Raw genomic sequence first — 21,190 nt, forward strand, 5'->3', positions numbered from 1 at the left:
TCGGCAGGCGACCATTGTCCTTGGCCCGGCGCCGGTTTGTCGAGATATGTGCGTGTTTCTCGGCCAAGTGGCGCTGTGCGCCGCCAGGGCGAATGGATATGATGCGCGCCATGCATACTTCCCCCGAAAACCCGATGCTCGCGGCCGTCGTTGACGATCTGGCCACCCATGGCTGGTCCCAACAGGCGCTGTTTCTGCCTGTCGACCTTGCGCGCGCGTTGGCGGTCGAGTGCCGGCGCCGTTATGCCGAAGGCGAACTCAACCCGGCCGGGGTGGGGCGCGGTGATGCCCAGGAAGTACGCGAAACCATTCGCGGCGACCAGATCCAGTGGATCGACCCTGGCCAGGCCGAGGCTTGCGACCAGTACCTGGCGGCCATGGACCAGTTACGGCTGGCCATCAACCAGGGCCTGTTTCTCGGCCTGCAGGATTTCGAGTGCCATTTTGCCCTGTACCCACCCGGGGCATTCTATCGCCGGCATCTGGACCGCTTTCGTGACGACGATCGGCGCATGGTCTCGGCGGTGTTTTACCTGAACGAAGACTGGCAGCCGCAGGATGGTGGGCAGCTGCGCATGTTCCTGGCCGACGGTGCCGAGCCCCTGGTCGAGCCGCTGGCAGGTTGCCTGGTGGTGTTCCTGTCGGGTGAGGTGCCTCACGAAGTGCTGCCCGCCGGGCGTGAGCGCTTGTCGTTGACGGGCTGGTTCCGGCGGCGTGGCAATGACCCGTTCTGATTTGCCGAGGGTGCTGGTCAGCGCTTGCCTGCCAAATCAATAAGGCATGTAGTGCGATGAGGGCGGCACAGACCGCACAAACCTCATTGCCCGGCCGCAGTCTCCTGCACACCCTTGAACCACTTCTGTTCGAGCTCGGCCGTGCGGCCACTGTCCTTCAACCGCTGCAGCGCATTGTTAACGGCACTTTCAAACGCCGGGTTGTCCTTCTGGAACGGGATCACCAGTTTCTTCTCGCCAAACGGCAGGCTCGCGTCAAGCGGGCCGTCACTCTTGAGTGCTTCGCTCGCTGGGGTCAGCGCGACATCATACTTGCCGCTTTCCACACCTGGCAGTACCTCGTCCGCAGGCGCCTCGACAAATTCGGCACGCAGGTCGAGTTCGCGGGCCAGGTCCTGGCCAAACTCCACATCGAAACCGCTCAGCCGCTCGTCTTGCTTGAACGCATAAGGCGGGTTGTCGGCTTGTACGGCAATGCGCAGTTCGCCCCGGTCGGCGATTTCGTCGATCAGCTCCGCCTGGGCCAATGGACTGATCAGTACTGCTAGCAGTACCCCTATGGTCGAACGCATTGAAGGCCCCTTTTTCTTTTACAGGTGAATAACTTTCGTCACGGCTTTATTCCTCGCCATGATCGAACGCAGCCTAAGACCTTGGCGCCTCGGCATTGTTTAACCCTGACTTAAATTTTTCTGTCAGGCAACGTGAACACCTTGGCGCATATTTCAACTAAGGTGAACTACCGCCGCTGTTGGATGACAAGCTGCGGTCACTGAGTGAATCACAGGAGAAGTGAATGAACAGCCTATTTTCGCGTGCTGCCGTTGCCGGTTTGCTGATGGGAGCGTCGGTGTTGGCCAGTGCCGCAGACGCCCTGAAGAGCCAGGAGCCGCCCAAGGATGCCAAGGTCTTCATCGTTTCCCCCGCCGATGGTGCCACCGTCGACAAGACCTTTACCGTCAAGTTCGGCATTGAAGGCATGGGCCTGAAGCCTGCCGGCGACCAGACCCCACACACCGGCCACCACCACTTGCTGGTGGATGTGGACAAAGAGCCCGTCGCCGACATGCCGCTGCCGACCAGCCTGATGCCAGAGGCCGGCACCGCACTGCCAGCCGGGCCGCAGGTGCTGCATTTCGGCAAGGCACAGACCGAAACCAGCATTACCCTGACCCCGGGCAAGCACACCCTGCAACTGGTGCTGGGTGACCAGTATCACGTGCCGTTCAAGCCGAGCGTCGAGTCGCAGAAGATTACTGTCGACGTGAAATAGGTGTTGGGCTTTTCGCGGGCTCGCCCGCTCCCACAGGGGGGCACAAGCTTCGGGTTTGCGGTGTCCTGTGGGAGCGGGCAAGCCCGCGAAGCAGGCGACGCCGCTTCCACCGGCAAAAAAAAGGGAGGCCACCAGGGCCTCCCTTTTTCATGCTGCAAGCAAACTCAGAACAGTACGCGGGAACGGATGGTGCCTTTGACCTGTTGCAGTTTTTCTTGCGCCAGGTCGGAGTACTCGGCGTCTACGTCGATTACCACGTAACCGACTTTCTCGTTGGTCTGCAGGAACTGACCGGAGATGTTGATACCGTTCTCGGCGAATACCTTGTTGATCTCGCTGAGTACGCCCGGGATGTTTTCGTGAATGTGCAGCAGGCGGTGCTTGCCTGGGTGCGCTGGCAGTGCCACCTCAGGGAAGTTGACCGAAGACACCGAAGTACCGTTATCGCTGTACTTGACCAGCTTCTCGGCCACTTCCAGGCCGATGTTGGCCTGGGCTTCGGCAGTGGAACCACCGATGTGCGGGGTGAGGATCACGTTGTCCAGGCCGCGCAGCGGGCTCTCGAACTCTTCGTCGTTGGAGCGTGGCTCGACCGGGAACACGTCGATGGCAGCGCCGATCAGGTGCTTGTCCTTGATGGCGGCGGCCAGGTGGTCCAGCTCGACCACGGTGCCACGGGCGGCGTTGATCAGGATCGCGCCCTTCTTCATCGAGCGGATTTCCTTCTCACCGATCATCCACTGGGTGGAGGGCAGCTCAGGCACGTGCAGCGAGACGATGTCGGCCAGGCCCAGCAGTTCGTGCAGGCTGGTGACCTGTACGGCGTTGCCCAGTGGCAGCTTGGTCAGCGGGTCGTAGAAGTAGACCTGCATGCCCAGGTTTTCGGCCAGGACCGACAGCTGGGTACCGATCGAGCCGTAGCCGACGATGCCGAGTTTCTTGCCGCGAATCTCGAACGAGTTGGCTGCGCTCTTGATCCAGCCGCCACGGTGGCAGGAGGCGTTTTTCTCTGGGATGCCACGCAGCAGCAGGATCGCTTCGGCCAATACCAGCTCGGCGACCGAGCGGGTGTTGGAGTAGGGCGCGTTGAACACGGCGATACCGCGCTCGCGGGCAGCTTCCAGGTCTACCTGGTTGGTGCCGATGCAGAAGCAGCCAACGGCGACCAGTTTCTTGGCGCAGTCGAAGATCTCTTCGGTGAGCTGGGTGCGCGAACGGATGCCAATGAAGTGGGCATCGGCGATCTTTTCCTTCAGCTCGGCTTCCGGCAACGAACCAGTGAGGTATTCGATGTTGGTGTAGCCGGCGGCCTTGAGGGTATCGACCGCGTTCTGGTGCACACCTTCAAGAAGAAGGAACCGGATCTTGCTCTTGTCGAGAGAAGTCTTGCTCATCTGCGTAAACCTGTATCCCGGAGAAAAAATGGCGAGGGGTGATGCCAGGCGCGAGGGCGGCCTTAGCATGAACAGCGGGAGCGCTATGCTAGCATACGCGACACAATCTGAGCTTATCCCGACAGGTGAAGAGTGCTCAGGGTGACTATGAATAAGTCGAGAGTTCCAGCGATGACCCACCCCGCTGCAATTGAAGAACTGATGACCCTTGTCGACCCTGGCAAGGTCCTGACCGACCCGGCATCCCTCGACGCCTATGGCAAGGACTGGACCAAGCACTATGCACCGGCGCCCAGCGCCATCGTGCTGCCCAAGACCATCGAGCAGGTGCAGGCCATTGTCCGTTGGGCCAATGCGCACAGGGTGGCGCTGGTGCCGTCGGGTGGGCGCACCGGGCTCTCCGCGGGGGCCGTGGCGGCCAATGGCGAAGTCGTGGTGGCCTTCGACAACATGAACCGGATTCTCGACTTCAATGCCTTCGACCGCACGGTGGTGTGCCAGCCCGGGGTGGTCACTCGCCAGTTGCAAAGCTACGCCGAAGCGCAGGGCCTGTATTACCCGGTAGACTTCGCTTCCAGCGGTTCCAGCCAGATAGGCGGCAACATCGGTACCAATGCCGGCGGCATCAAGGTAATCCGCTACGGCATGACCCGCAATTGGGTGGCCGGGCTGAAGGTGGTGACGGGCAAGGGCGAGTTGCTGCAGCTGAACAAGGACCTGATCAAGAACGCCACCGGCTATGACCTGCGCCAGCTGTTCATTGGCGCCGAAGGCACGCTGGGTTTCGTGGTGGAAGCCACCATGCGCCTGGACCGCGCCCCGCGCAATCTCACCGCCATGGTGCTGGGCACGCCGGACTTCGACTCGATCATGCCGGTGCTGCACGCCTTCCAGGGCGGGCTCGACCTCACGGCCTTCGAATTTTTCTCGGACAAGGGCCTGGCCAGGATCCTTGCGCGTGGTGATGTGCCGGCGCCGTTTGCCACCGACTGCCCCTTTTATGCGCTGCTGGAGTTCGAGGCCAGCACCGAGGCAGTCGCCAACCAGGCACTGGCCACCTTCGAGCATTGCGTCGAGCAGGGCTGGGTACTGGACGGGGTGATGAGCCAGAGCGAAACCCAGCTGAAAAACCTGTGGAAGCTGCGTGAGTACCTGTCGGAAACCATCTCGCACTGGACCCCGTACAAGAACGATATTTCAGTCACGGTCTCGGAAGTGCCGGCGTTTCTGCGCGATATCGATGCCATCGTGGCCGAGCATTACCCGGATTACGAAGTGGTGTGGTACGGCCACATCGGCGATGGCAACCTGCACCTGAACATCCTCAAGCCCGAGCACATGGACAAAGACGCGTTCTTTGCCTCGTGCGCCAAGGTCAACAAGTGGGTGTTCGAGATCGTCGAACGCTACAACGGCTCGATCTCTGCCGAGCACGGCGTAGGCATGACCAAGCGCGACTACCTGGGCTACAGCCGTTCGGCCGAAGAAATTGCCTGCATGAAGGCGATAAAGGCCGTGTTCGACCCTAACGGCATCATGAATCCGGGTAAGATCTTCGCTCCTGAATAAAAAGCAGCATGCAAAGGAGTCGGCCATGAGTTACCAGCACCAGTATGTAGACGGCACGCGCATCCACTTCCCGTTGGGCAAGGTGGTGTGCATTGGCCGTAACTATGCCGAACACGCCAAGGAACTGGACAACCCGATCCCCAGCGAACCGCTGCTGTTCATCAAGCCCGGCAGTTGCGTGGTCGCCGCGCAAGGCGGCTTCAAGATCCCGACCGAGCGCGGTTCGGTGCATTACGAGGCAGAAATCGCCGTGTTGCTGGGCAAGTCACTGTCCACGCACCCCAGCGAGGAAGAGGTGCTGGACGCCATATCCGGCTACGCCCCGGCCCTGGACCTGACCCTGCGCGACGTGCAGGCCAAACTCAAGGAAAAAGGCCTGCCATGGGAGCTGGCCAAGAGCTTCGACGGTGCCTGCGTACTGCCGCCGTTCGTCTCGGCTGCCAGCTTCCCGGACGTCACCGACATCCCGGTACGGCTGACGGTGAACGGCGAAGTACGCCAGGACGGCAACAGCGCAATGATGCTCAACCCGATCGTGCCGATGATTCAGCACATGGCCGCGCATTTTTCGCTGCTGGCGGGGGATGTGATCCTCACCGGCACCCCGGCGGGCGTGGGGCCGTTCAATGTCGGTGACGAGCTGGTGCTGGAGCTGCCGGGTGTCAGCCGCTTCGAAAGCCGGGTGCTCTGAGCCCTGTGGGAGCGGCCTTGCGTCGCGAAAGGGCCGCAGAGCGGCTCCGGCAATAGGTGCTTGACGCATGAGTCCCGGGGGCGCTTCGCACCCCTTTCGCGACACAAGGCCGCTCCCACAAAGAATTCGCGTCCAGGCAGGATTTGGCGTTTTTTTCACACCCAATGCGGATAATGCCCGCATCTACGCCCACTGCTTCAGGACCGCTGCATGCCATCACCCACCAACGCCCCGGCAACCCCCAAGCGTCGTTTCTACCTGCGCTGGCCCTTTGGCCTGGCGGTGACGGCGGTGATTGGCTACGGCGTGGCCATGGCGATGCACTGGGATGACCGTGGTGCGCTGTGGCTGAAGGAAGGCTTCGAAAGCCGCGCCGAGCGCAGCGAAAGCGTATGGCTGCCGGATTACCAGGTAGACATCGATGCCAAGCCCCTGCCGGGCATGGACGATGACGAAGCGTCGGACGTGGCGTTCAACCCGCAGACCCGGACGCTGTTCGCGGTCATGGGCAAGAACCCGTTCCTGGTCGAACTGAGCCTGGACGGCGATGTGCTGCGCAAGATCCCGCTCAACGGCTGGAACAACCCGGAAGGCGTTGCCGTGCTGGAAGACGGTTACCTGGCCATCACCGACGAGCGCCTGCATGACCTGACCCTGGTCAAGGTGGACGGGCACACGGCGGTGCTCAACCACGCCGACTTCAAAAGCTATGACCTGGGGCAGTCGGTGAAAAGCAACAAAGGCTTCGAGGCCGTCGCCTGGGACCCGCTGCACCAGCGCCTGGTCATCGGCGAGGAGCGCCCGCCCAAGCTGTACACCTGGAACACCGATGGCCGCAGCCAGCTCAAGGGCGACAAGCAGCCGCTGCCAAGCGATCAGCTCGACTTGCGCAACCTCTCGGCGCTGGGTGTCGACCCGCGTACAGGCCACCTGTTGGTATTGTCGGCCGACTCCAACATGCTGCTGGAGCTGGACCAGCAGGGGCAGCAGGTCAGCTTCATGACTTTGCTCGGCGGGTTCAACGGCCTGCAAGGTACCATCCCGCGGGCCGAGGGGGTGGCGATGGACGACCAGGGCAACCTGTACATGGTCAGTGAGCCGGCATTGTTCTATCGCTTCAGAAAACCCTGAGCCAACAATCCGCTTTTTCGGATGCTGGCATTAAGCTTTATTTCAGTCATTCATGGTTAGATTCGCCATCCTTGTGCCGAGTCTGCCTGTATGCGTGGTTTTGTTCGTCTATCCCTGGTAATAGCCGTTGTCTGCCTGTGCCTGCTCGGCTGGGCCGGGCATGAGTTCCGCCTTTACGAGCGCGCCTGGTTCAACCTCAAGACCTGGTGGCAGCCCGCCGAGCAGAGCATGGGCCTGGAGCGCTACCGGGTGGTGCTGGAAGCGCAGCCTATCGAAGGGTTGAACGACGATATATCGGCGCTGACCTACGACCCTGACCGCAAGACCCTGTTTACCGTCACCAACGCCCGTTCGGAGTTGATCGAGCTGTCGCTGGACGGGCGCATCCTGCGCCGCGTGCCGCTGACGGGGTTCGGCGACCCGGAGGCCGTGGAGTATGTCGGGCCAAACAGCTATGTGATTTCCGACGAGCGTCAGCAACGGCTGATCCGGGTGCGCCTGGACGACGACACGTTGTTCCTCGATGCCGGCGATGCCGAGCAGCTCAGCCTGGGCATTGGCCTGAACGGCAACAAAGGCTTCGAAGGCCTGGCCTACGACTCAGCGGGCAAGCGCCTGTTCGTGGCCAAGGAACGCGACCCGATGCTGATCTACGAGGTCCATGGCTTCCCGCACGACAACCCGGAAAAGCCCTATGCCGTGCATGTAGTACAGGACCGCAAGCGCGATTCACGGTTGTTCGTGCGGGACTTGTCGAGCTTGCAGTTCGATGAGCGCAGTGGGCACCTGCTGGCATTGTCCGACGAGTCGCGGCTGTTGCTGGAGCTGGATATCGAGGGCAGGCCGCTGAGTACCCTGTCGCTGCGCAAGGGCTACCAGGGCTTGCAGGCGACCGTACCGCAGGCGGAGGGGATTGCGATGGACGAGGCGGGAACCCTTTATCTGGTCAGTGAGCCGAACCTGTTCTATGTGTTCAAGCAGCCGGCTGACTGATCGTCTGTCAGGGCCCTTCGCGGGTAAACCCGCTCTTACAGATAGCTCGCCAGGCTCCAGGCCAGTGGTGATCGCTGTAGGAGCGGGTTTACCCGCGAAGCGGTTTAATTGGCCGTCAGGGTCTTCACACCTTCAGCAGTACCCAGCAACAGCAGGTCCGCCGGCCGCGCCGCGAACAGGCCGTTGGTCACCACGCCAACAATGGCGTTGATCTGTGCTTCCAGCTCCACCGGGTTGGTGATCTGCAGGTTGTACACATCGAGGATCACGTTGCCGTTGTCGGTCACCACACCCTCGCGGTACACCGGGTCGCCGCCCAGCTTGACCAGTTGGCGGGCCACGTGGCTACGGGCCATCGGGATCACCTCCACCGGCAGTGGGAAGGCGCCCAGCACCGGCACCAGCTTGCTGGCATCGGCGATGCAGATGAAGGTCTTGGCTACTGCTGCAACGATCTTCTCACGGGTCAGGGCTGCGCCGCCGCCCTTGATCAGGTTCAGGTGCGCGTCGCTTTCATCGGCGCCGTCCACGTAGAACTCCAGCTCGCTGACGCTGTTCAGTTCGTACACCGCAATACCATGCCCCTTCAGGCGCTGGGCCGTGGCCTCGGAGCTGGCGACGGCACCGTCGAAGGCGGTCTTGTGCTGAGCCAGGGCATCGATGAAGAAGTTGGCGGTCGAACCGGTACCGACGCCGACGACGCTCTTTTCATCCAGCTTGGGCAGAATGAAGTCGACAGCGGCCTGGGCGACGGCCTGTTTGAGTTGGTCCTGGGTCATGCGGGCTCCGGAAGGGGCAGGGCGGTTTCAAAGTTGCCTAGTATAACGGCTCGCACGGCTTTGCTGTGGTCGCCCGACGTAGCGCTGGGGTAGACTTCCAGCCCTTGTCCCGCGGCCCAGTGATGCTTTCCCGATGCTCGAACAGTACGTCAAGAAGATCCTCACCTCGCGCGTCTATGACGTTGCCGTCGAAACCCCGTTGCAGAGCGCCGGGCAACTGAGCAAGCGCCTGGGCAACCAGATTCTGCTCAAGCGCGAAGACCTGCAGCCGGTGTTCTCGTTCAAGATCCGCGGGGCGTACAACAAGCTGGCCCAGCTGACCCCGGAAGAACTGGCCCGCGGCGTGGTCACTGCCTCGGCCGGCAACCACGCCCAGGGCCTGGCCCTGGCCGCGCGCGAAATGGGCATCAAGGCCACCATCGTGATGCCCAAGACCACCCCGGAGATCAAGGTCGAAGGCGTGCGCTCGCGTGGCGGCAAGGTGGTACTGCATGGCGACTCGTTCCCCGAGGCGCTGGCCTATTCGCTGAAGCTGGTCGATGAAAAGGGCCTGGTCTATGTCCACCCTTACGATGACCCGCACACCATCGCCGGGCAGGGCACCGTGGCCATGGAAATCCTGCGCCAGCACCCTGGCCAGCTGGACGCGATCTTCGTGCCGGTGGGCGGCGGTGGCCTGATCGCCGGTATTGCCGCCTACGTGAAGTACCTGCGTCCGGAAATCAAGGTCATTGGTGTAGAACCGGATGACTCCAACTGCCTGCAGGCGGCCATGGCCGCGGGTGAGCGCGTGGTGCTGCCGCAGGTCGGGCTGTTCGCCGACGGCGTGGCGGTGGCGCAGATCGGCCAGCACACCTTCGATATCTGCCGCCACCATGTGGATGAAGTGGTCACGGTCAGCACCGATGAAATCTGTGCCGCAATCAAGGATATCTACGACGATACCCGCTCGATCACCGAGCCTGCCGGCGCGTTGGGTGTGGCGGGCATCAAGCGTTACGTCGAACTGTACGGCGTGACCGGCCAGACCCTGGTGGCAATCGACTCCGGCGCCAATGTCAATTTCGACCGCTTGCGCCATGTGGCCGAGCGTGCCGAACTGGGTGAAAAGCGCGAGGCGATCATCGCCGTTACCATTCCTGAACGCCCGGGCAGCTTCAAGGCGTTCTGCCAGGCGATTGGCAAACGCCAGATCACCGAGTTCAACTACCGCAAGCACACCTCGGACGAGGCGCATATCTTCGTGGGCGTGCAGACCCACCCGGAAAACGACCCGCGCGCAGCCTTGGTGCAGCATTTGAGCGAGCAGGGTTTCCCGGTAACGGACCTGACCGACAACGAGCTGGCCAAGTTGCACATTCGTCATATGGTCGGCGGCCACTCGGCTGGCGCCAGCGATGAAATGGTGCTGCGCTTCGAGTTCCCGGAACGGCCGGGGGCGCTGTTCAATTTCCTCGACAAGCTGGGTGGGCGGTGGAATATCTCGATGTTCCACTACCGTAACCACGGCGCGGCAGACGGGCGTGTGGTGGCGGGCCTGCAGGTGCCGGAAGACGAGCGCCACCTGGTGCCAGCGGCTCTGGCCAAGATTGGTTACCCCTACTGGGACGAAACCGAGAACCCGGCTTACAAGCTGTTCCTGGGCTGAGCAGCTAAGCTGGGCCTAAGGCCTGCTCAAGGACAACGCACACATGGAACATCTGACCACTCTGAAAACACTGCACATCATCGCCACCGCACTCCTGCTGCTGGGTGCCCTGGGCCTGGCGGTGTGGACCGTGCGCGCCCGCCGCCAGGGCGATGCGCAGGCCTATGCCAAGCTGCTGCGCCGGCCGCTGGTGTTCGTGTGGCTGGTAATGGTGCTGTGCCTGGTAAGCATGCCGTTCACCGGCTGGTGGCTGGTGCACCTGGTCGGTTGGCCGCTGGGGCAGACCTGGGTGCTGGCGTCCAGCGTCATCTATACGCTTGGTGCGTTTGCCGTGTGGTGGCTGCTGGTGCGGCTGAACCGGCTGCGCAAGGCCGAGCCGGTAGGGTTGCGCTTCACCTTGGCGCTGGCGGTGTTCAGTGGTGTCTGCCTGCTGTCCATTGCCGGGCTGATGGGCGCCAAGCCAGTCTGACTAAGCAGCGGCCAACGCTTGCCTGCATCACCTTGCCTTCACCGAACAAGGAGTTTTCACGCCGCGGCACATAAGCGTGGCGGGCGCGTTGCTGCGCTCGCAAGCTTTGTGGAACAATGCGGTGACATGCGTTTGCGAGGTTGCTGCCGTGATCGACCCGGATGGTTTTCGCCCCAATGTCGGGATCATTCTCACGAATGATGCCGGGCAGGTGCTATGGGCTCGACGGATCAACCAGGATGCCTGGCAATTTCCCCAGGGTGGAATCAACCCTGACGAAACGCCGGAAGATGCCCTGTACCGCGAGCTGAACGAAGAAGTTGGCCTTGAACGCGATGATGTGGAAATTCTTGCCTGCACCCGTGGCTGGTTGCGTTATCGTTTACCGCAGCGCCTGGTGCGGACCCACAGCCAGCCGCTGTGCATCGGCCAGAAGCAGAAGTGGTTCCTGCTGCGCCTGGTCAGCAACGAACAACGGGTAAGAATGGACCTCACCGGCAAGCCGGAGTTCGACGGCTGGCGTTGGGTGAGCTATTGGTACCCGCTGGGCCAGGTTGTGACATTCAAGCGCGAGGTATACCGGCGCGCCCTGAAAGAGCTAGCACCGCGTCTTCTGACGCGCGACTGACGACGGAGTTCGACCCCGAGCCATGCTCAATACGCTGCGCAAGATCGTCCAGGAAGTAAACTCCGCCAAAGATCTCAAGTCGGCGTTGGGGATCATTGTCTTGCGCGTCAAGGAGGCCATGGGCAGCCAAGTCTGCTCGGTGTACCTGCTTGATCCGGAAACCAATCGCTTCGTGCTGATGGCCACCGAAGGCCTGAACAAACGCTCCATCGGCAAGGTCAGCATGGCGCCCAACGAAGGCCTGGTCGGCCTGGTCGGTACCCGCGAAGAGCCGCTGAACCTGGAAAACGCCGCCGACCACCCGCGTTACCGCTACTTTGCCGAAACTGGCGAAGAGCGATTCGCCTCGTTCCTCGGGGCACCGATCATTCACCACCGCCGCGTGGTCGGGGTACTGGTGATCCAGCAGAAGGAGCGCCGCCAGTTCGACGAGGGCGAAGAAGCGTTCCTGGTCACCATGAGCGCCCAGCTTGCCGGGGTTATCGCCCACGCCGAGGCCACCGGCTCGATCCGTGGCCTGGGCCGGCAGGGCAAGGGCATCCAGGAAGCGCGTTTCGTCGGCGTGCCTGGCTCGCCAGGCGCTGCCGTAGGGCGTGCCGTGGTCATGTTGCCGCCTGCCGACCTCGAAGTGGTGCCCGACAAGGCCGTCGATGACATCGACGCCGAGCTCAAGCTGTTCGAAAACGCCCTTGAAGGCGTGCGCGAAGACATGCGCAAGCTGTCGGCCAAACTGGCGACGCAACTGCGCCCGGAAGAGCGCGCCCTGTTCGATGTCTACCTGATGATGCTCGAAGACGCAGCGCTGGGCGGCGAGGTGACCGCGGTCATCAAGACCGGCCAGTGGGCCCAGGGCGCCCTGCGCCAGGTGGTCGGCGAGCACGTCAACCGTTTCGAGCTGATGGACGACGACTACCTGCGCGAGCGTGCCTCCGACGTGAAGGACCTGGGCCGGCGTTTGCTGGCCTACCTGCAAGAGGCCCGCTCGCAGTCGCTGGTCTACGCCGACAACACCATCCTGGTCAGTGAAGAGCTGACCCCGGCAATGCTCGGCGAAGTGCCGGAAGGCAAGCTGGTCGGCCTGGTGTCGGTACTGGGTTCGGGCAACTCCCACGTTGCCATCCTGGCCCGTGCCATGGGTATCCCCACGGTGATGGGCCTGGTCGACCTGCCTTACTCCAAGGTCGACGGCATCGAGCTGATCGTCGACGGTTACAAGGGCGAGGTGTTCACCAACCCGAGCGAAGTGCTGCGCAAGCAGTACAGCGACGTGGTCGAGGAAGAGCGCCAGTTGGCCCAGGGCCTGGATGCCCTGCGCGAGCTGCCCTGCATCACCCCCGACGGCCACCGCATGCCGTTGTGGGTCAATACCGGCCTGCTGGCCGATGTGGCCCGGGCCCAGCAACGCGGTGCGGAAGGGGTGGGCCTGTACCGCACCGAAGTGCCGTTCATGATCAACCAGCGCTTCCCCAGCGAAAAAGAGCAGCTGGCCATCTACCGTGAGCAGTTGGCGGCCTTCCACCCGCTGCCGGTGACCATGCGCACCCTCGACATTGGTGGCGACAAGGCGCTGTCGTATTTCCCGATCAAGGAAGATAACCCGTTCCTCGGCTGGCGCGGCATCCGTGTGACCCTCGACCACCCGGAAATCTTCCTGGTGCAGACCCGCGCCATGCTCAAAGCCAGCGAGGGCCTGAACAACCTGCGCATCCTGCTGCCGATGATTTCCGGTATTCACGAGCTGGAAGAGGCGCTGCACCTGATTCACCGGGCCTGGGGCGAGGTGCGCGACGAAGGCACCGACGTGCCGATGCCGCCGGTTGGCGTCATGGTGGAGATCCCTGCGGCGGTGTACCAGACCAAGGAGTTGGCGCGGCAGGTGGATTTCCTGTCGGTCGGTTCCAACGACCTTACCCAGTACCTGCTGGCCGTGGACCGCAACAACCCACGGGTCGCCGACCTGTACGACTACTTGCACCCGGCGGTGCTGCAGGCGCTGAACACCGTGGTGCGTGATGCCCATGGCGAGGGCAAGCCGGTCAGCATCTGCGGCGAGATGGCGGGTGACCCCGCGGCAGCGATCCTGTTGATGGCGATGGGCTTCGACAGCCTGTCGATGAACGCCACCAACCTGCCCAAGGTGAAGTGGATGCTGCGCCAGGTGAACATGGGCAAGGCCAAGGAGCTGCTGGTCGAAGCCTTGAGCCACGACAACCCGCAGGTTATCCACAGCTCGTTGCAGCTGGCGCTGAAAAACCTGGGGCTGGCGCGGATGATCGGGCCTGGGGCCAATAAAACCCTGTAAGGGGGGGCCTGTTCGGGCCTCTTCGCGGGCACGCCCGCTCCTACGAAGGTTCTGTTCAGACCGACAGCTTAACTTCCCCCAGGTGTCCTCCAAACGGCCCGAAACTGCGCTCGATCAGGCGCCTTCTGCCCTGATCATCCACAATCAGCACAGTACTCGCGCGTGTCCCATAACTCTGGCTGGCAATAAACACACTCGACAGCAGCTTCTCGGTCGCCATGCCCACGCCTGTGTCCGGTAGCTCACCGTCAGTTGCAGGCTCGCCATCGGCCAGCAGCGCCAGCAACTGTGGCGGCTCTGGCCTTTCCAGCAAGCTCTGCAGCCCGCTTCGGGCCTTTACCAGTTTCGGCCATGGGGTATCCAGCCCGGCATTGGACAGCCCGTACACCCCGGCTTCCAGCAGGCGCGGCGCCACGTCTGGGCCATGCAGGTAACCCAGCTGGCGCCCATCACCCACCAGCAGGTTGAACCCCGAATACTGCCCGCTACGGCTGGCTACCTCGTCCAGGTAAGCCTCAACCCCCAGCTCACCCCGTAGATACCCCGCCACCAGCTCGCCGCGCGAGCGGGGCCCCTGCGCCTGCCGCGGGTCACGGATATTGGTCAGCGCTGCAAAGCGCCCCTGTGGGCCCACGCCCAGCCAGGTGCCACCGGCCTCCAGGTCCCGCCCGGCATGCACCCCGGGCGCATCCTCCCAGGCCGCCAGGGCCTGGGCAGGGCGGGCGTAGAATTCGTCGCGGTTGGCCGCGACGATCAGCGGCAGGGCGTGCCCCGGCCGCCAGGCGAATACGATCAGGCACATCGGTCAGGCCTCTGTGTTTTCTGCCACTGTACCCACAGCTGCGGGCAGGATCCATCCTGACACAGACTTCACTAGAGCCTCGAACCCGGCTTCCGTTACCATGCCGGATTGATTTCTCGGGGATGCCGAATGGAATTCGTGCTCTATCTGCTGTTGGGCGCCTGTGCCGGCGTGCTGGCGGGGCTGTTCGGCGTGGGCGGCGGCATCATCATCGTGCCGGTGCTGGTGTTCAGCTTCACCCTGCAGGGTTTCGACGCCTCGGTACTGACCCACCTGGCGGTGGGTACGTCGTTGGCGACCATCGTGTTCACCTCGATCAACGCCGTGCTCGAACACCACCGCAAGGGCGCGGTGCAATGGCCGATATTCGCCTGGATGACCCTGGGCATCCTCCTGGGGGCCGGTGTCGGCGCCAAGACCGCCTCGCTGATCCAGGGCCCGCTCCTGCAGAAGATCATTGGTGTCTTCGCCCTGGTCATCGCCGCGCAAATGGCCCTGGACCTCAAGCCCAAGGCCAGCCATGGTGTGCCTGGCAAGCCTGTGCTGGTCGGCGCGGGTGGGGTGATCGGTTGGGCCTCGGCCATTTTCGGCATTGGGGGTGGCTCGCTGACCGTGCCTTTCCTGACCTCGCGCAGCCTGCCCATGCAACAGGCAGTGGCCACATCTTCTGCCTGCGGCCTGCCGATCGCCATGGCCAGTGCCTTGAGCTTCATGCTGCTAGGTTGGCATGAGCAGCACTTGCCGCCCCACAGCCTGGGTTACGTGTACCTGCCGGCGCTGGTCGGCATTGCCGTGACCAGCATGTTTTTCGCCCGCTTTGGCGCGCGCCTGGCGCACAAGCTGTCGCCGCGCCTGTTGAAACGCCTGTTCGCAGCCCTGCTGTTCTGTGTTGGCCTCAGCTTTTTGATTTGAATCGAGAGGAAGTTCCATGCTGCCTTACCCGCAGATAGACCCCGTGGCCGTGGCCATTGGCCCGCTGAAAATTCACTGGTACGGCCTGATGTACCTGATCGGCATCGGTGGCGCCTGGTTGCTGGCCTCGCGTCGGCTGAACCGTTTCGACCCGACCTGGACCCGTGAAAAGCTCTCCGACCTGGTGTTCTGGCTGTCGATGGGGGTAATCGTCGGTGGCCGCCTGGGCTACGTGCTGTTCTATGACCTGCACGCCTACCTGGCCAACCCGACCTTGATCTTCGAGGTGTGGAAGGGTGGCATGTCGTTCCACGGCGGCTTCATTGGGGTGATGCTGGCAGCCCTGTGGTTCGGCAAGCGCAACAACAAGTCGTTCTTCGAGCTGATGGACTTTGTCGCGCCGCTGGTGCCGATCGGCCTGGGCGCCGGGCGTATCGGCAACTTCATCAACGCCGAATTGTGGGGCAAGCCGACCGACGTGCCGTGGGCGATGATCTTCCCGCCCTTCAGCGACCCCGCGCAACTGCCGCGCCACCCGTCGCAGCTCTATCAATTTGCGCTGGAAGGCGTGGCTCTGTTCGTGATCCTCTGGCTGTTTTCGCGCAAGCCGCGGCCGACCATGGCCGTGTCCGGCATGTTCGCGCTGTTCTATGGCATTTTCCGTTTCATCGTCGAGTTCGTTCGCGTACCGGACGCCCAGCTGGGCTATCTGGCGTGGGGCTGGCTGACCATGGGTCAGATTCTCTGCGTGCCGATGATCCTCGCTGGCCTCGGCCTGATCTGGTGGGCTTATAATCGCAAGCCCACGGCGAATCCCGCCTGATTAATCCCACGGCAGGGGCGATCCCCCTGCCGTATCTGCTACAGGTAAGCCATGAAACAGTATCTGGACCTGGTCCGCGACGTTATCGAAAACGGCACGCTGCAGGGCAACCGCACCGGCATCCGCACCATCAGCCTGCCGGGTGCGATGCTGCGTTTCGACCTGCAGAAGGGCTTCCCGGCCATTACCACGCGCAAGCTGGCGTTCAAGTCGGCGATCGGCGAGATGGTCGGCTTCCTGCGCGGCGTGAAGAACGCCGGTGAGTTCCGCGAGCTGGGCTGCAAGGTGTGGGACCAGAATGCCAACGAAAACGCCCAGTGGTTGGCCAACCCGTTCCGCCAGGGCCATGATGACCTGGGTGAAATCTATGGCGTGCAATGGCGCCAGTGGCCTGGCTACAAGCGCATCCCGCTGGGCAACCCCGCCGCTATCGCCATGGCCGAGCAGGCGGGCTTCCGCCGTATCGCCCAGGACGAGGAAGACGGTGTCGCCTTCGTCATCCTGTACAAGGCTATCGATCAGGTGCGCCAGTGCCTGGACACCATCGCCAACGACCCGGGCAGCCGGCGCATCCTGTTCCACGGCTGGAACTGCGCGCAGCTCGACGAGATGGCGCTGCCGCCGTGCCACCTGCTGTACCAGTTCCATCCGAATGTCGAGACCAGGGAAATTTCCCTGACGCTTTACATCCGTTCCAACGACCTGGGCCTGGGGACGCCGTTCAACCTTACCGAAGGTGCGGCGCTGCTGGCCCTGTTCGGCCGCCTGACCGGGTACACCCCGCGCTGGTTCACCTACTTCATCGGCGATGCCCACGTGTATGAAAACCACCTGGACATGCTCAACGAGCAGCTCAAGCGCGAGCCGCTGGAAGCGCCGAAGCTGGTGATCAGTGACCGGGTGCCGGCGTTTGCCGAAACGGGCAAGTACGAACCCGAGTGGCTGGAGAAGATCGAGCCGAGTGATTTCTGGCTGGAAGGCTATGAGCATCATGCGCCGATGACAGCGCCGATGGCGGTGTAGGTCCTGGGATGGCCGGGGGCGCTTTGCGCCCCTTTCGCGACACAAGGCTGCTCCTACATCTGCAGCGTGAGCTTGAAGCCAGTACCCTAACCTGTGGGAGCGGGCGCGCCCGCGAAGCAGGCGACGCGGTGGCTGGCACCGGCTTTGCCGGTGTTCGCGGCTCAAGCCGCTCCCACGGGAGATCGTGTTCCTCAATGCCCGTGGCTGCGGCCCACGTGCGAATGCTCGGTTTCCGGCACCGTTACCGCACCATTCGTCTCCAGTTGCTGCAAGATCGCGCATTCTGCCCCCTGTGCGCTGCAGCGCCGGCGCAGTTCTATCAACTGCGCCTGCAACGCTACCAGCCCGTCGATGCGCGCCTGCACATGCTCGATATGCTCGTCGATCAGCGCGTTGACGCTGCCGCACGCGTCAGCCGGGCTGTCGCGCAGGCTTAGCAGGCTGCGGATTTCATCGAGGGTCATGTCCAGCGTGCGGCAATTGCGAATGAACGTCAGCCGCTCGACATGCGCCTGGGTGTAGAGGCGGTAGTTGCCGTCGCTGCGCGCAGGTGCGGGCAGCAGGTTTTCCCGCTCGTAGTAGCGGATGGTTTCCACCGCGCAGTCAGTGGCTTTGGCCAGTTCACCGATCTTCATTACCAAATTCCCCGCTAATGGCTTGACCCTATAGTGGCTACAGGGTGTTCACTTGGCAACAGGCTCACTTTAAGGACCCCCCATGAACCAGCCTGTCAGCCACGAACACAAGCACGGTCACCACCACGATCATGCCCATGGCGAAGACGACCATGGCCATGCTGCCCATGGGCACAGCTGCTGCAGTGCCGAAGCTGCGCCGGCGCTGGTGCAGTTGAGCGAGCAGGCCAGTGGCCACGCGCGCCTCAGCCGCTTCCGCATCGATGCCATGGACTGCCCCACCGAGCAGACCTTGATCCAGGACAAGCTCGGCAAGCTGGCTGGCGTCGAGCAATTGGAATTCAACCTGATCAACCGCGTGCTTGGCGTGCGCCACACCCTGGGTGGTACCGCCGAAATCGAGCGGGCTATCGACAGCCTGGGCATGAAAGCCGAGCCGCTGGGCGCCGAAGACGACGGCAGCGCCAGCGCATCGGTACCGGCGAAAACCCGTTGGTGGCCGCTGGCGTTGGCGGGTACTGCGGCAATCGCCGCGGAAATCGTGCACTTCTCTGCGCTTGCGGCGGAGTGGGTGGTGGCCGCGCTGGCACTCGCAGCCATACTCGGCTGCGGTCTGGGCACCTACAAAAAGGGCTGGATCGCCCTGAAAAACCGCAACCTCAACATCAACGCCCTGATGAGCATCGCCGTCACGGGTGCGGTGTTGATCGGGCAGTGGCCAGAAGCAGCCATGGTGATGGTGCTGTTCACCATCGCCGAGCTGATCGAAGCCCGCTCGCTGGACCGTGCGCGCAATGCCATCAGCGGCCTGATGCAACTGACGCCGGACATGGCGACGGTGCAGCAAGCCGATGGCCAGTGGCGTGAAGTGCCAGTGCGTGAGGTAGCCATCGGTGCACAGGTGCGGGTGCGCCCTGGCGAGCGCATTGGCCTGGACGGTGAAGTGACCAGTGGGCAATCCAGCGTCGATCAAGCGCCGATCACCGGCGAAAGCCTGCCCGTGGAAAAGGCGGTCGGCGACAAGTTGTTTGCCGGCACCATCAACCAGGCAGGGGCGCTGGAGTTTCGCGTGACCGCTGCTGCCGGGCAGTCGACCCTGGCCCGGATCATCAAGGCTGTGGAGCAGGCGCAAGGGGCACGGGCGCCGACCCAGCGCTTCGTCGACCGCTTCTCGCGCATCTACACGCCGGTGGTGTTCGCCATCGCCTTGGCCGTGGCGGTGGTGCCGCCGCTGTTCATGGCCGGTGCTTGGTTCGACTGGGTGTACCGCGCCTTGGTGCTGCTGGTGGTGGCGTGCCCGTGCGCCCTGGTGATCTCCACCCCGGTGACCATCGTCAGCGGCCTGGCCGCCGCTGCGCGCAAGGGTATTCTGGTCAAGGGGGGCATCTACCTGGAAGGCGGCCGCCACCTGGACTTCCTGGCCCTGGACAAGACCGGCACCATCACCCATGGCAAACCTGCCCAGACCGACGCCGAAGTGCTGGCGCCGCTGTTCGAAGGCCGCGCCCAGGCCTTGGCCGCCAGCTTGGGCGAGCGTTCGGACCACCCGGTGTCGCGAGCCATCGCCCAGTTCGGCAGGCAGCAAGGCCTGGCCTTGAGCGAGGTAGACGACTTTGCCGCCCTGGCCGGGCGGGGCGTGCGTGGCACCATCGACGGCCAGGTCTACCACTTGGGCAATCACCGCCTGGTCGAGGAACTGGGGCTGTGTTCGCCCGAGTTGGAGGCCCGCCTGGATGGGCTGGAGCGCCAGGGCAAGACCGTGGTCCTGCTACTCGACCCCAGCGGCCCGCTGGCGCTGTTTGCAGTGGCCGACACGGTCAAGGAAAGCAGCCGTCAGGCGATTGCCGAACTGCATGAGCTGGGCATCAAGACGGTGATGCTGACCGGTGACAACCCGCACACCGCCCAGGCCATTGCCGCCGTGGTAGGCATCGACCGCGCCGAGGGCAACCTGCTGCCGGCCGACAAACTGCAAAGCATTGAAGCCTTGTACGCCCAGGGCCACCGGGTGGGTATGGTCGGTGACGGCATCAACGATGCGCCGGCACTGGCCCGTGCCGAGATCGGTTTCGCCATGGCCGCGGCCGGCACCGATACCGCCATCGAAACCGCCGATGTGGCGCTGATGGACGATGACTTGCGGAAAATCCCGGCCTTCGTTCGGTTGTCGCGGCAAAGCGGGGCGATCCTGCTGCAGAACATCGTTCTGGCGCTGGGCATCAAGGCCATATTCCTGGCGATCACCTTTGCCGGCATGGCCACCATGTGGATGGCGGTATTTGCCGACATGGGCGTGAGCCTGCTGGTGGTGTTCAACGGTTTGCGCCTGCTGCGCAAATAAAGGCTTGCCTGGTGCGTATGGGGCGGTTCAGGCTCGCCGCCCGTTCAAAACTGAGACACCAGCGCCTCCAGCTGTTCCTGGCGCTCGGCCTGGTTCAGCTTCGCCCCCGGGTTCAGGGTGGACCACTGTGGATGCGCCCGCGCCCTGACCAGTGCCTCTGGCAGCTTGCCCTCACGCCAGGCCTTTTCATCCAGCTCACCCAGCCTGATGCTGTCCTGCGCTGCATGCCCGCGGCTGTCCAGGGCCACCATCAACTGCTGCTGACGCAAGGCCAGCAAGCGCAACACCGTATCGTCCACGGTCAACTCGCGCTTGCCCTTGAGTTTGCCCAGCAAGCGCGCGCCATAGTTGCGCGCCGTCTGCAACGCACCGCCGGCCAGCGCCCCGGCCAGTGCCGCTGCCCCCAGGGTAAGCCCGCCAACCAGCAAGTCGACCCCGGCACCTGCCGCTGCGCCGGCGGCTACGCCGCTGCCCAGGCGTACGCCCAGCAGCTTCAAGGTTTCGGGGTTGAACAGGTCATCGCCCCAGCGCCCATCCAGCAGCGGCAGGTCGCTGGCGTGGGCATCGTCGCGGCGGAAGGCATACAGCTTGAGCAGGGCTTCGACACACCGTTGCTCACGCTGACGAATATCCTGGCGCAGCGCTTCGATGGCCCGGGCTTCGGCCGCCGGTTCGGCATCGACGCTGCGCCGGCAGGCAGCGCAGTCCAGCAGCAGTTCGGCAATCAGGCGCTTGCCGCTGTGCTGGCGGGCCAGGCGTTGGGCCTGCTGGTCGTCGATCAGCCGTTGCAAGGCCGGGCGGGCGCTTTCCAGCAGCAGGGCCAGGCTTTCGTACAGGCGGCGTTCGCCGTCCTCGGGTGGGGCTACGCTGTCGAACCGTACCAACGCGTGAAGGCCAAGCCGGGCAAGGGCTTCGCGCCATTGCGCCTCGCGGTGCTGGTGGCTGGCGACAAAGTTGAGCACCGGCAACAGCGGCTTGCCGCAACTGGCCAGCACCTCCAGTTCGTCGCGGTACTTGGCCAGCACTGGCTCGCGGGCATCGAT

20 protein-coding genes are annotated in these 21,190 nt (G+C 63.4%); 14 read left to right on the plus strand and 6 right to left on the minus strand.

The window, feature by feature from the left end; translation table 11 throughout:
- The first annotated feature begins 101 nt into the window (after nucleotides 1-101).
- The gene (locus GYA94_RS03340) at nucleotides 102-734 is read left to right on the plus strand and encodes a 2OG-Fe(II) oxygenase (RefSeq protein ID WP_054913349.1); all 633 of its coding nucleotides are present in this window, start codon (nucleotides 102-104) and stop codon (nucleotides 732-734) included.
- 83 nt (nucleotides 735-817) lie between these two features.
- Here the strand turns inward: GYA94_RS03340 and GYA94_RS03345 are convergent, their stop codons facing one another.
- Nucleotides 818-1,306, minus strand: coding sequence for a transporter substrate-binding domain-containing protein (locus tag GYA94_RS03345; RefSeq protein WP_009683689.1), 489 nt, complete (start codon nucleotides 1,304-1,306; stop codon nucleotides 818-820).
- Nucleotides 1,307-1,530: 224 nt separating this feature from the next.
- Between GYA94_RS03345 and GYA94_RS03350 the strand changes: the two genes are divergently transcribed.
- Nucleotides 1,531-2,007 (plus strand): DUF4399 domain-containing protein, encoded by a 477-nt coding sequence (locus GYA94_RS03350; protein WP_054905149.1) that lies wholly within the window; start codon nucleotides 1,531-1,533, stop codon nucleotides 2,005-2,007.
- 164 nt (nucleotides 2,008-2,171) lie between these two features.
- Here GYA94_RS03350 and serA read toward each other — a convergent pair whose 3' ends face one another.
- A complete protein-coding gene (gene serA / locus GYA94_RS03355; protein WP_009683687.1) occupies nucleotides 2,172-3,401 on the minus strand; it encodes a phosphoglycerate dehydrogenase in 1,230 nt (409 codons plus the stop codon).
- A 171-nt stretch (nucleotides 3,402-3,572) separates the two neighbouring features.
- On the opposite strand from serA, the gene GYA94_RS03360 reads away from it, so the two are divergent.
- The 4 genes from GYA94_RS03360 to GYA94_RS03375 all read left to right on the plus strand — a co-directional run bounded on the left by GYA94_RS03360 (nucleotide 3,573) and on the right by GYA94_RS03375 (nucleotide 7,785).
- Entirely contained in the window at nucleotides 3,573-4,970 is a 1,398-nt protein-coding gene (locus GYA94_RS03360; protein WP_161891781.1) for a D-2-hydroxyglutarate dehydrogenase, read from the plus strand.
- Nucleotides 4,971-4,995: 25 nt separating this feature from the next.
- Entirely contained in the window at nucleotides 4,996-5,661 is a 666-nt protein-coding gene (locus tag GYA94_RS03365; protein WP_009683685.1) for a fumarylacetoacetate hydrolase family protein, read from the plus strand.
- Between the two features lie 210 nt (nucleotides 5,662-5,871).
- Nucleotides 5,872-6,792, plus strand: a complete 921-nt coding sequence (locus GYA94_RS03370) for an SdiA-regulated domain-containing protein (RefSeq protein WP_110679522.1) — start codon at nucleotides 5,872-5,874, stop codon at nucleotides 6,790-6,792.
- A 90-nt stretch (nucleotides 6,793-6,882) separates the two neighbouring features.
- A complete protein-coding gene (locus GYA94_RS03375; protein ID WP_110679523.1) occupies nucleotides 6,883-7,785 on the plus strand; it encodes an SdiA-regulated domain-containing protein in 903 nt (300 codons plus the stop codon).
- 104 nt (nucleotides 7,786-7,889) lie between these two features.
- On the opposite strand, the gene rpiA is transcribed toward GYA94_RS03375, so the two are convergent.
- Nucleotides 7,890-8,564 (minus strand): ribose-5-phosphate isomerase RpiA, encoded by a 675-nt coding sequence (rpiA, locus tag GYA94_RS03380; RefSeq protein ID WP_047150262.1) that lies wholly within the window; start codon nucleotides 8,562-8,564, stop codon nucleotides 7,890-7,892.
- A 133-nt stretch (nucleotides 8,565-8,697) separates the two neighbouring features.
- Here rpiA and ilvA point away from each other — a divergent pair, with 133 nt between their 5' ends.
- From ilvA to ptsP, 4 genes are all read left to right on the plus strand, one after another.
- Nucleotides 8,698-10,212 carry a threonine ammonia-lyase, biosynthetic gene (gene ilvA / locus GYA94_RS03385; RefSeq protein WP_009685079.1) on the plus strand — a complete coding sequence of 505 codons (1,515 nt, stop codon included), beginning with the start codon at nucleotides 8,698-8,700 and terminating at the stop codon, nucleotides 10,210-10,212.
- 43 nt (nucleotides 10,213-10,255) lie between these two features.
- Entirely contained in the window at nucleotides 10,256-10,681 is a 426-nt protein-coding gene (locus GYA94_RS03390; protein WP_009685080.1) for a DUF2269 domain-containing protein, read from the plus strand.
- Nucleotides 10,682-10,829: 148 nt separating this feature from the next.
- Nucleotides 10,830-11,309, plus strand: a complete 480-nt coding sequence (locus GYA94_RS03395) for an RNA pyrophosphohydrolase (RefSeq protein ID WP_003249017.1) — start codon at nucleotides 10,830-10,832, stop codon at nucleotides 11,307-11,309.
- Nucleotides 11,310-11,331: 22 nt separating this feature from the next.
- A complete protein-coding gene (ptsP, locus tag GYA94_RS03400; protein WP_009685081.1) occupies nucleotides 11,332-13,611 on the plus strand; it encodes a phosphoenolpyruvate--protein phosphotransferase in 2,280 nt (759 codons plus the stop codon).
- A 55-nt stretch (nucleotides 13,612-13,666) separates the two neighbouring features.
- Here the strand turns inward: ptsP and GYA94_RS03405 are convergent, their stop codons facing one another.
- Nucleotides 13,667-14,413 (minus strand): NRDE family protein, encoded by a 747-nt coding sequence (locus GYA94_RS03405; protein ID WP_161891782.1) that lies wholly within the window; start codon nucleotides 14,411-14,413, stop codon nucleotides 13,667-13,669.
- A gap of 129 nt (nucleotides 14,414-14,542) precedes the next feature.
- Here GYA94_RS03405 and GYA94_RS03410 point away from each other — a divergent pair, with 129 nt between their 5' ends.
- From GYA94_RS03410 to GYA94_RS03420, 3 genes are read left to right on the plus strand one after another with little or no spacing between them, the layout of a single operon-like run.
- Complete coding sequence (locus GYA94_RS03410; protein WP_054882076.1) at nucleotides 14,543-15,325, plus strand: sulfite exporter TauE/SafE family protein; 783 nt, start codon at nucleotides 14,543-14,545, stop codon at nucleotides 15,323-15,325.
- Between the two features lie 16 nt (nucleotides 15,326-15,341).
- A complete protein-coding gene (lgt, locus tag GYA94_RS03415; protein WP_009685084.1) occupies nucleotides 15,342-16,148 on the plus strand; it encodes a prolipoprotein diacylglyceryl transferase in 807 nt (268 codons plus the stop codon).
- A gap of 51 nt (nucleotides 16,149-16,199) precedes the next feature.
- On the plus strand, nucleotides 16,200-17,171 hold the full coding sequence (locus GYA94_RS03420) for a thymidylate synthase (RefSeq protein ID WP_029887260.1): 972 nt from the start codon (nucleotides 16,200-16,202) through the stop codon (nucleotides 17,169-17,171).
- A 191-nt stretch (nucleotides 17,172-17,362) separates the two neighbouring features.
- Here GYA94_RS03420 and cadR read toward each other — a convergent pair whose 3' ends face one another.
- On the minus strand, nucleotides 17,363-17,806 hold the full coding sequence (gene cadR, locus GYA94_RS03425) for a cadmium resistance transcriptional regulator CadR (RefSeq protein WP_029887259.1): 444 nt from the start codon (nucleotides 17,804-17,806) through the stop codon (nucleotides 17,363-17,365).
- 82 nt (nucleotides 17,807-17,888) lie between these two features.
- On the opposite strand from cadR, the gene GYA94_RS03430 reads away from it, so the two are divergent.
- Entirely contained in the window at nucleotides 17,889-20,147 is a 2,259-nt protein-coding gene (locus tag GYA94_RS03430) for a heavy metal translocating P-type ATPase (RefSeq protein WP_161891783.1), read from the plus strand.
- A gap of 44 nt (nucleotides 20,148-20,191) precedes the next feature.
- On the opposite strand, the gene GYA94_RS03435 is transcribed toward GYA94_RS03430, so the two are convergent.
- The coding region (locus tag GYA94_RS03435) for a DUF3482 domain-containing protein (protein WP_161891784.1) at nucleotides 20,192-21,190 on the minus strand (999 nt) is incomplete at its 5' end.

Origin of the sequence: Pseudomonas juntendi, assembly GCF_009932375.1 — a bacterium.
In the GTDB taxonomy this organism is placed as follows: Bacteria; Pseudomonadota; Gammaproteobacteria; order Pseudomonadales; family Pseudomonadaceae; genus Aquipseudomonas; species Aquipseudomonas juntendi.

Coding starts and splice junctions, on each gene's coding strand:
- GYA94_RS03340 (WP_054913349.1), top strand. CDS start 102: ATGCGCGCCATGCATACTTCCCCCGAAAACCCGATGCTCGCGGCCGTC.
- GYA94_RS03345 (WP_009683689.1), bottom strand. CDS start 1,306: ATGCGTTCGACCATAGGGGTACTGCTAGCAGTACTGATCAGTCCATTG.
- GYA94_RS03350 (WP_054905149.1), top strand. CDS start 1,531: ATGAACAGCCTATTTTCGCGTGCTGCCGTTGCCGGTTTGCTGATGGGA.
- serA (WP_009683687.1), bottom strand. CDS start 3,401: ATGAGCAAGACTTCTCTCGACAAGAGCAAGATCCGGTTCCTTCTTCTT.
- GYA94_RS03360 (WP_161891781.1), top strand. CDS start 3,573: ATGACCCACCCCGCTGCAATTGAAGAACTGATGACCCTTGTCGACCCT.
- GYA94_RS03365 (WP_009683685.1), top strand. CDS start 4,996: ATGAGTTACCAGCACCAGTATGTAGACGGCACGCGCATCCACTTCCCG.
- GYA94_RS03370 (WP_110679522.1), top strand. CDS start 5,872: ATGCCATCACCCACCAACGCCCCGGCAACCCCCAAGCGTCGTTTCTAC.
- GYA94_RS03375 (WP_110679523.1), top strand. CDS start 6,883: ATGCGTGGTTTTGTTCGTCTATCCCTGGTAATAGCCGTTGTCTGCCTG.
- rpiA (WP_047150262.1), bottom strand. CDS start 8,564: ATGACCCAGGACCAACTCAAACAGGCCGTCGCCCAGGCCGCTGTCGAC.
- ilvA (WP_009685079.1), top strand. CDS start 8,698: ATGCTCGAACAGTACGTCAAGAAGATCCTCACCTCGCGCGTCTATGAC.
- GYA94_RS03390 (WP_009685080.1), top strand. CDS start 10,256: ATGGAACATCTGACCACTCTGAAAACACTGCACATCATCGCCACCGCA.
- ptsP (WP_009685081.1), top strand. CDS start 11,332: ATGCTCAATACGCTGCGCAAGATCGTCCAGGAAGTAAACTCCGCCAAA.
- GYA94_RS03405 (WP_161891782.1), bottom strand. CDS start 14,413: ATGTGCCTGATCGTATTCGCCTGGCGGCCGGGGCACGCCCTGCCGCTG.
- GYA94_RS03410 (WP_054882076.1), top strand. CDS start 14,543: ATGGAATTCGTGCTCTATCTGCTGTTGGGCGCCTGTGCCGGCGTGCTG.
- lgt (WP_009685084.1), top strand. CDS start 15,342: ATGCTGCCTTACCCGCAGATAGACCCCGTGGCCGTGGCCATTGGCCCG.
- GYA94_RS03420 (WP_029887260.1), top strand. CDS start 16,200: ATGAAACAGTATCTGGACCTGGTCCGCGACGTTATCGAAAACGGCACG.
- cadR (WP_029887259.1), bottom strand. CDS start 17,806: ATGAAGATCGGTGAACTGGCCAAAGCCACTGACTGCGCGGTGGAAACC.
- GYA94_RS03430 (WP_161891783.1), top strand. CDS start 17,889: ATGAACCAGCCTGTCAGCCACGAACACAAGCACGGTCACCACCACGAT.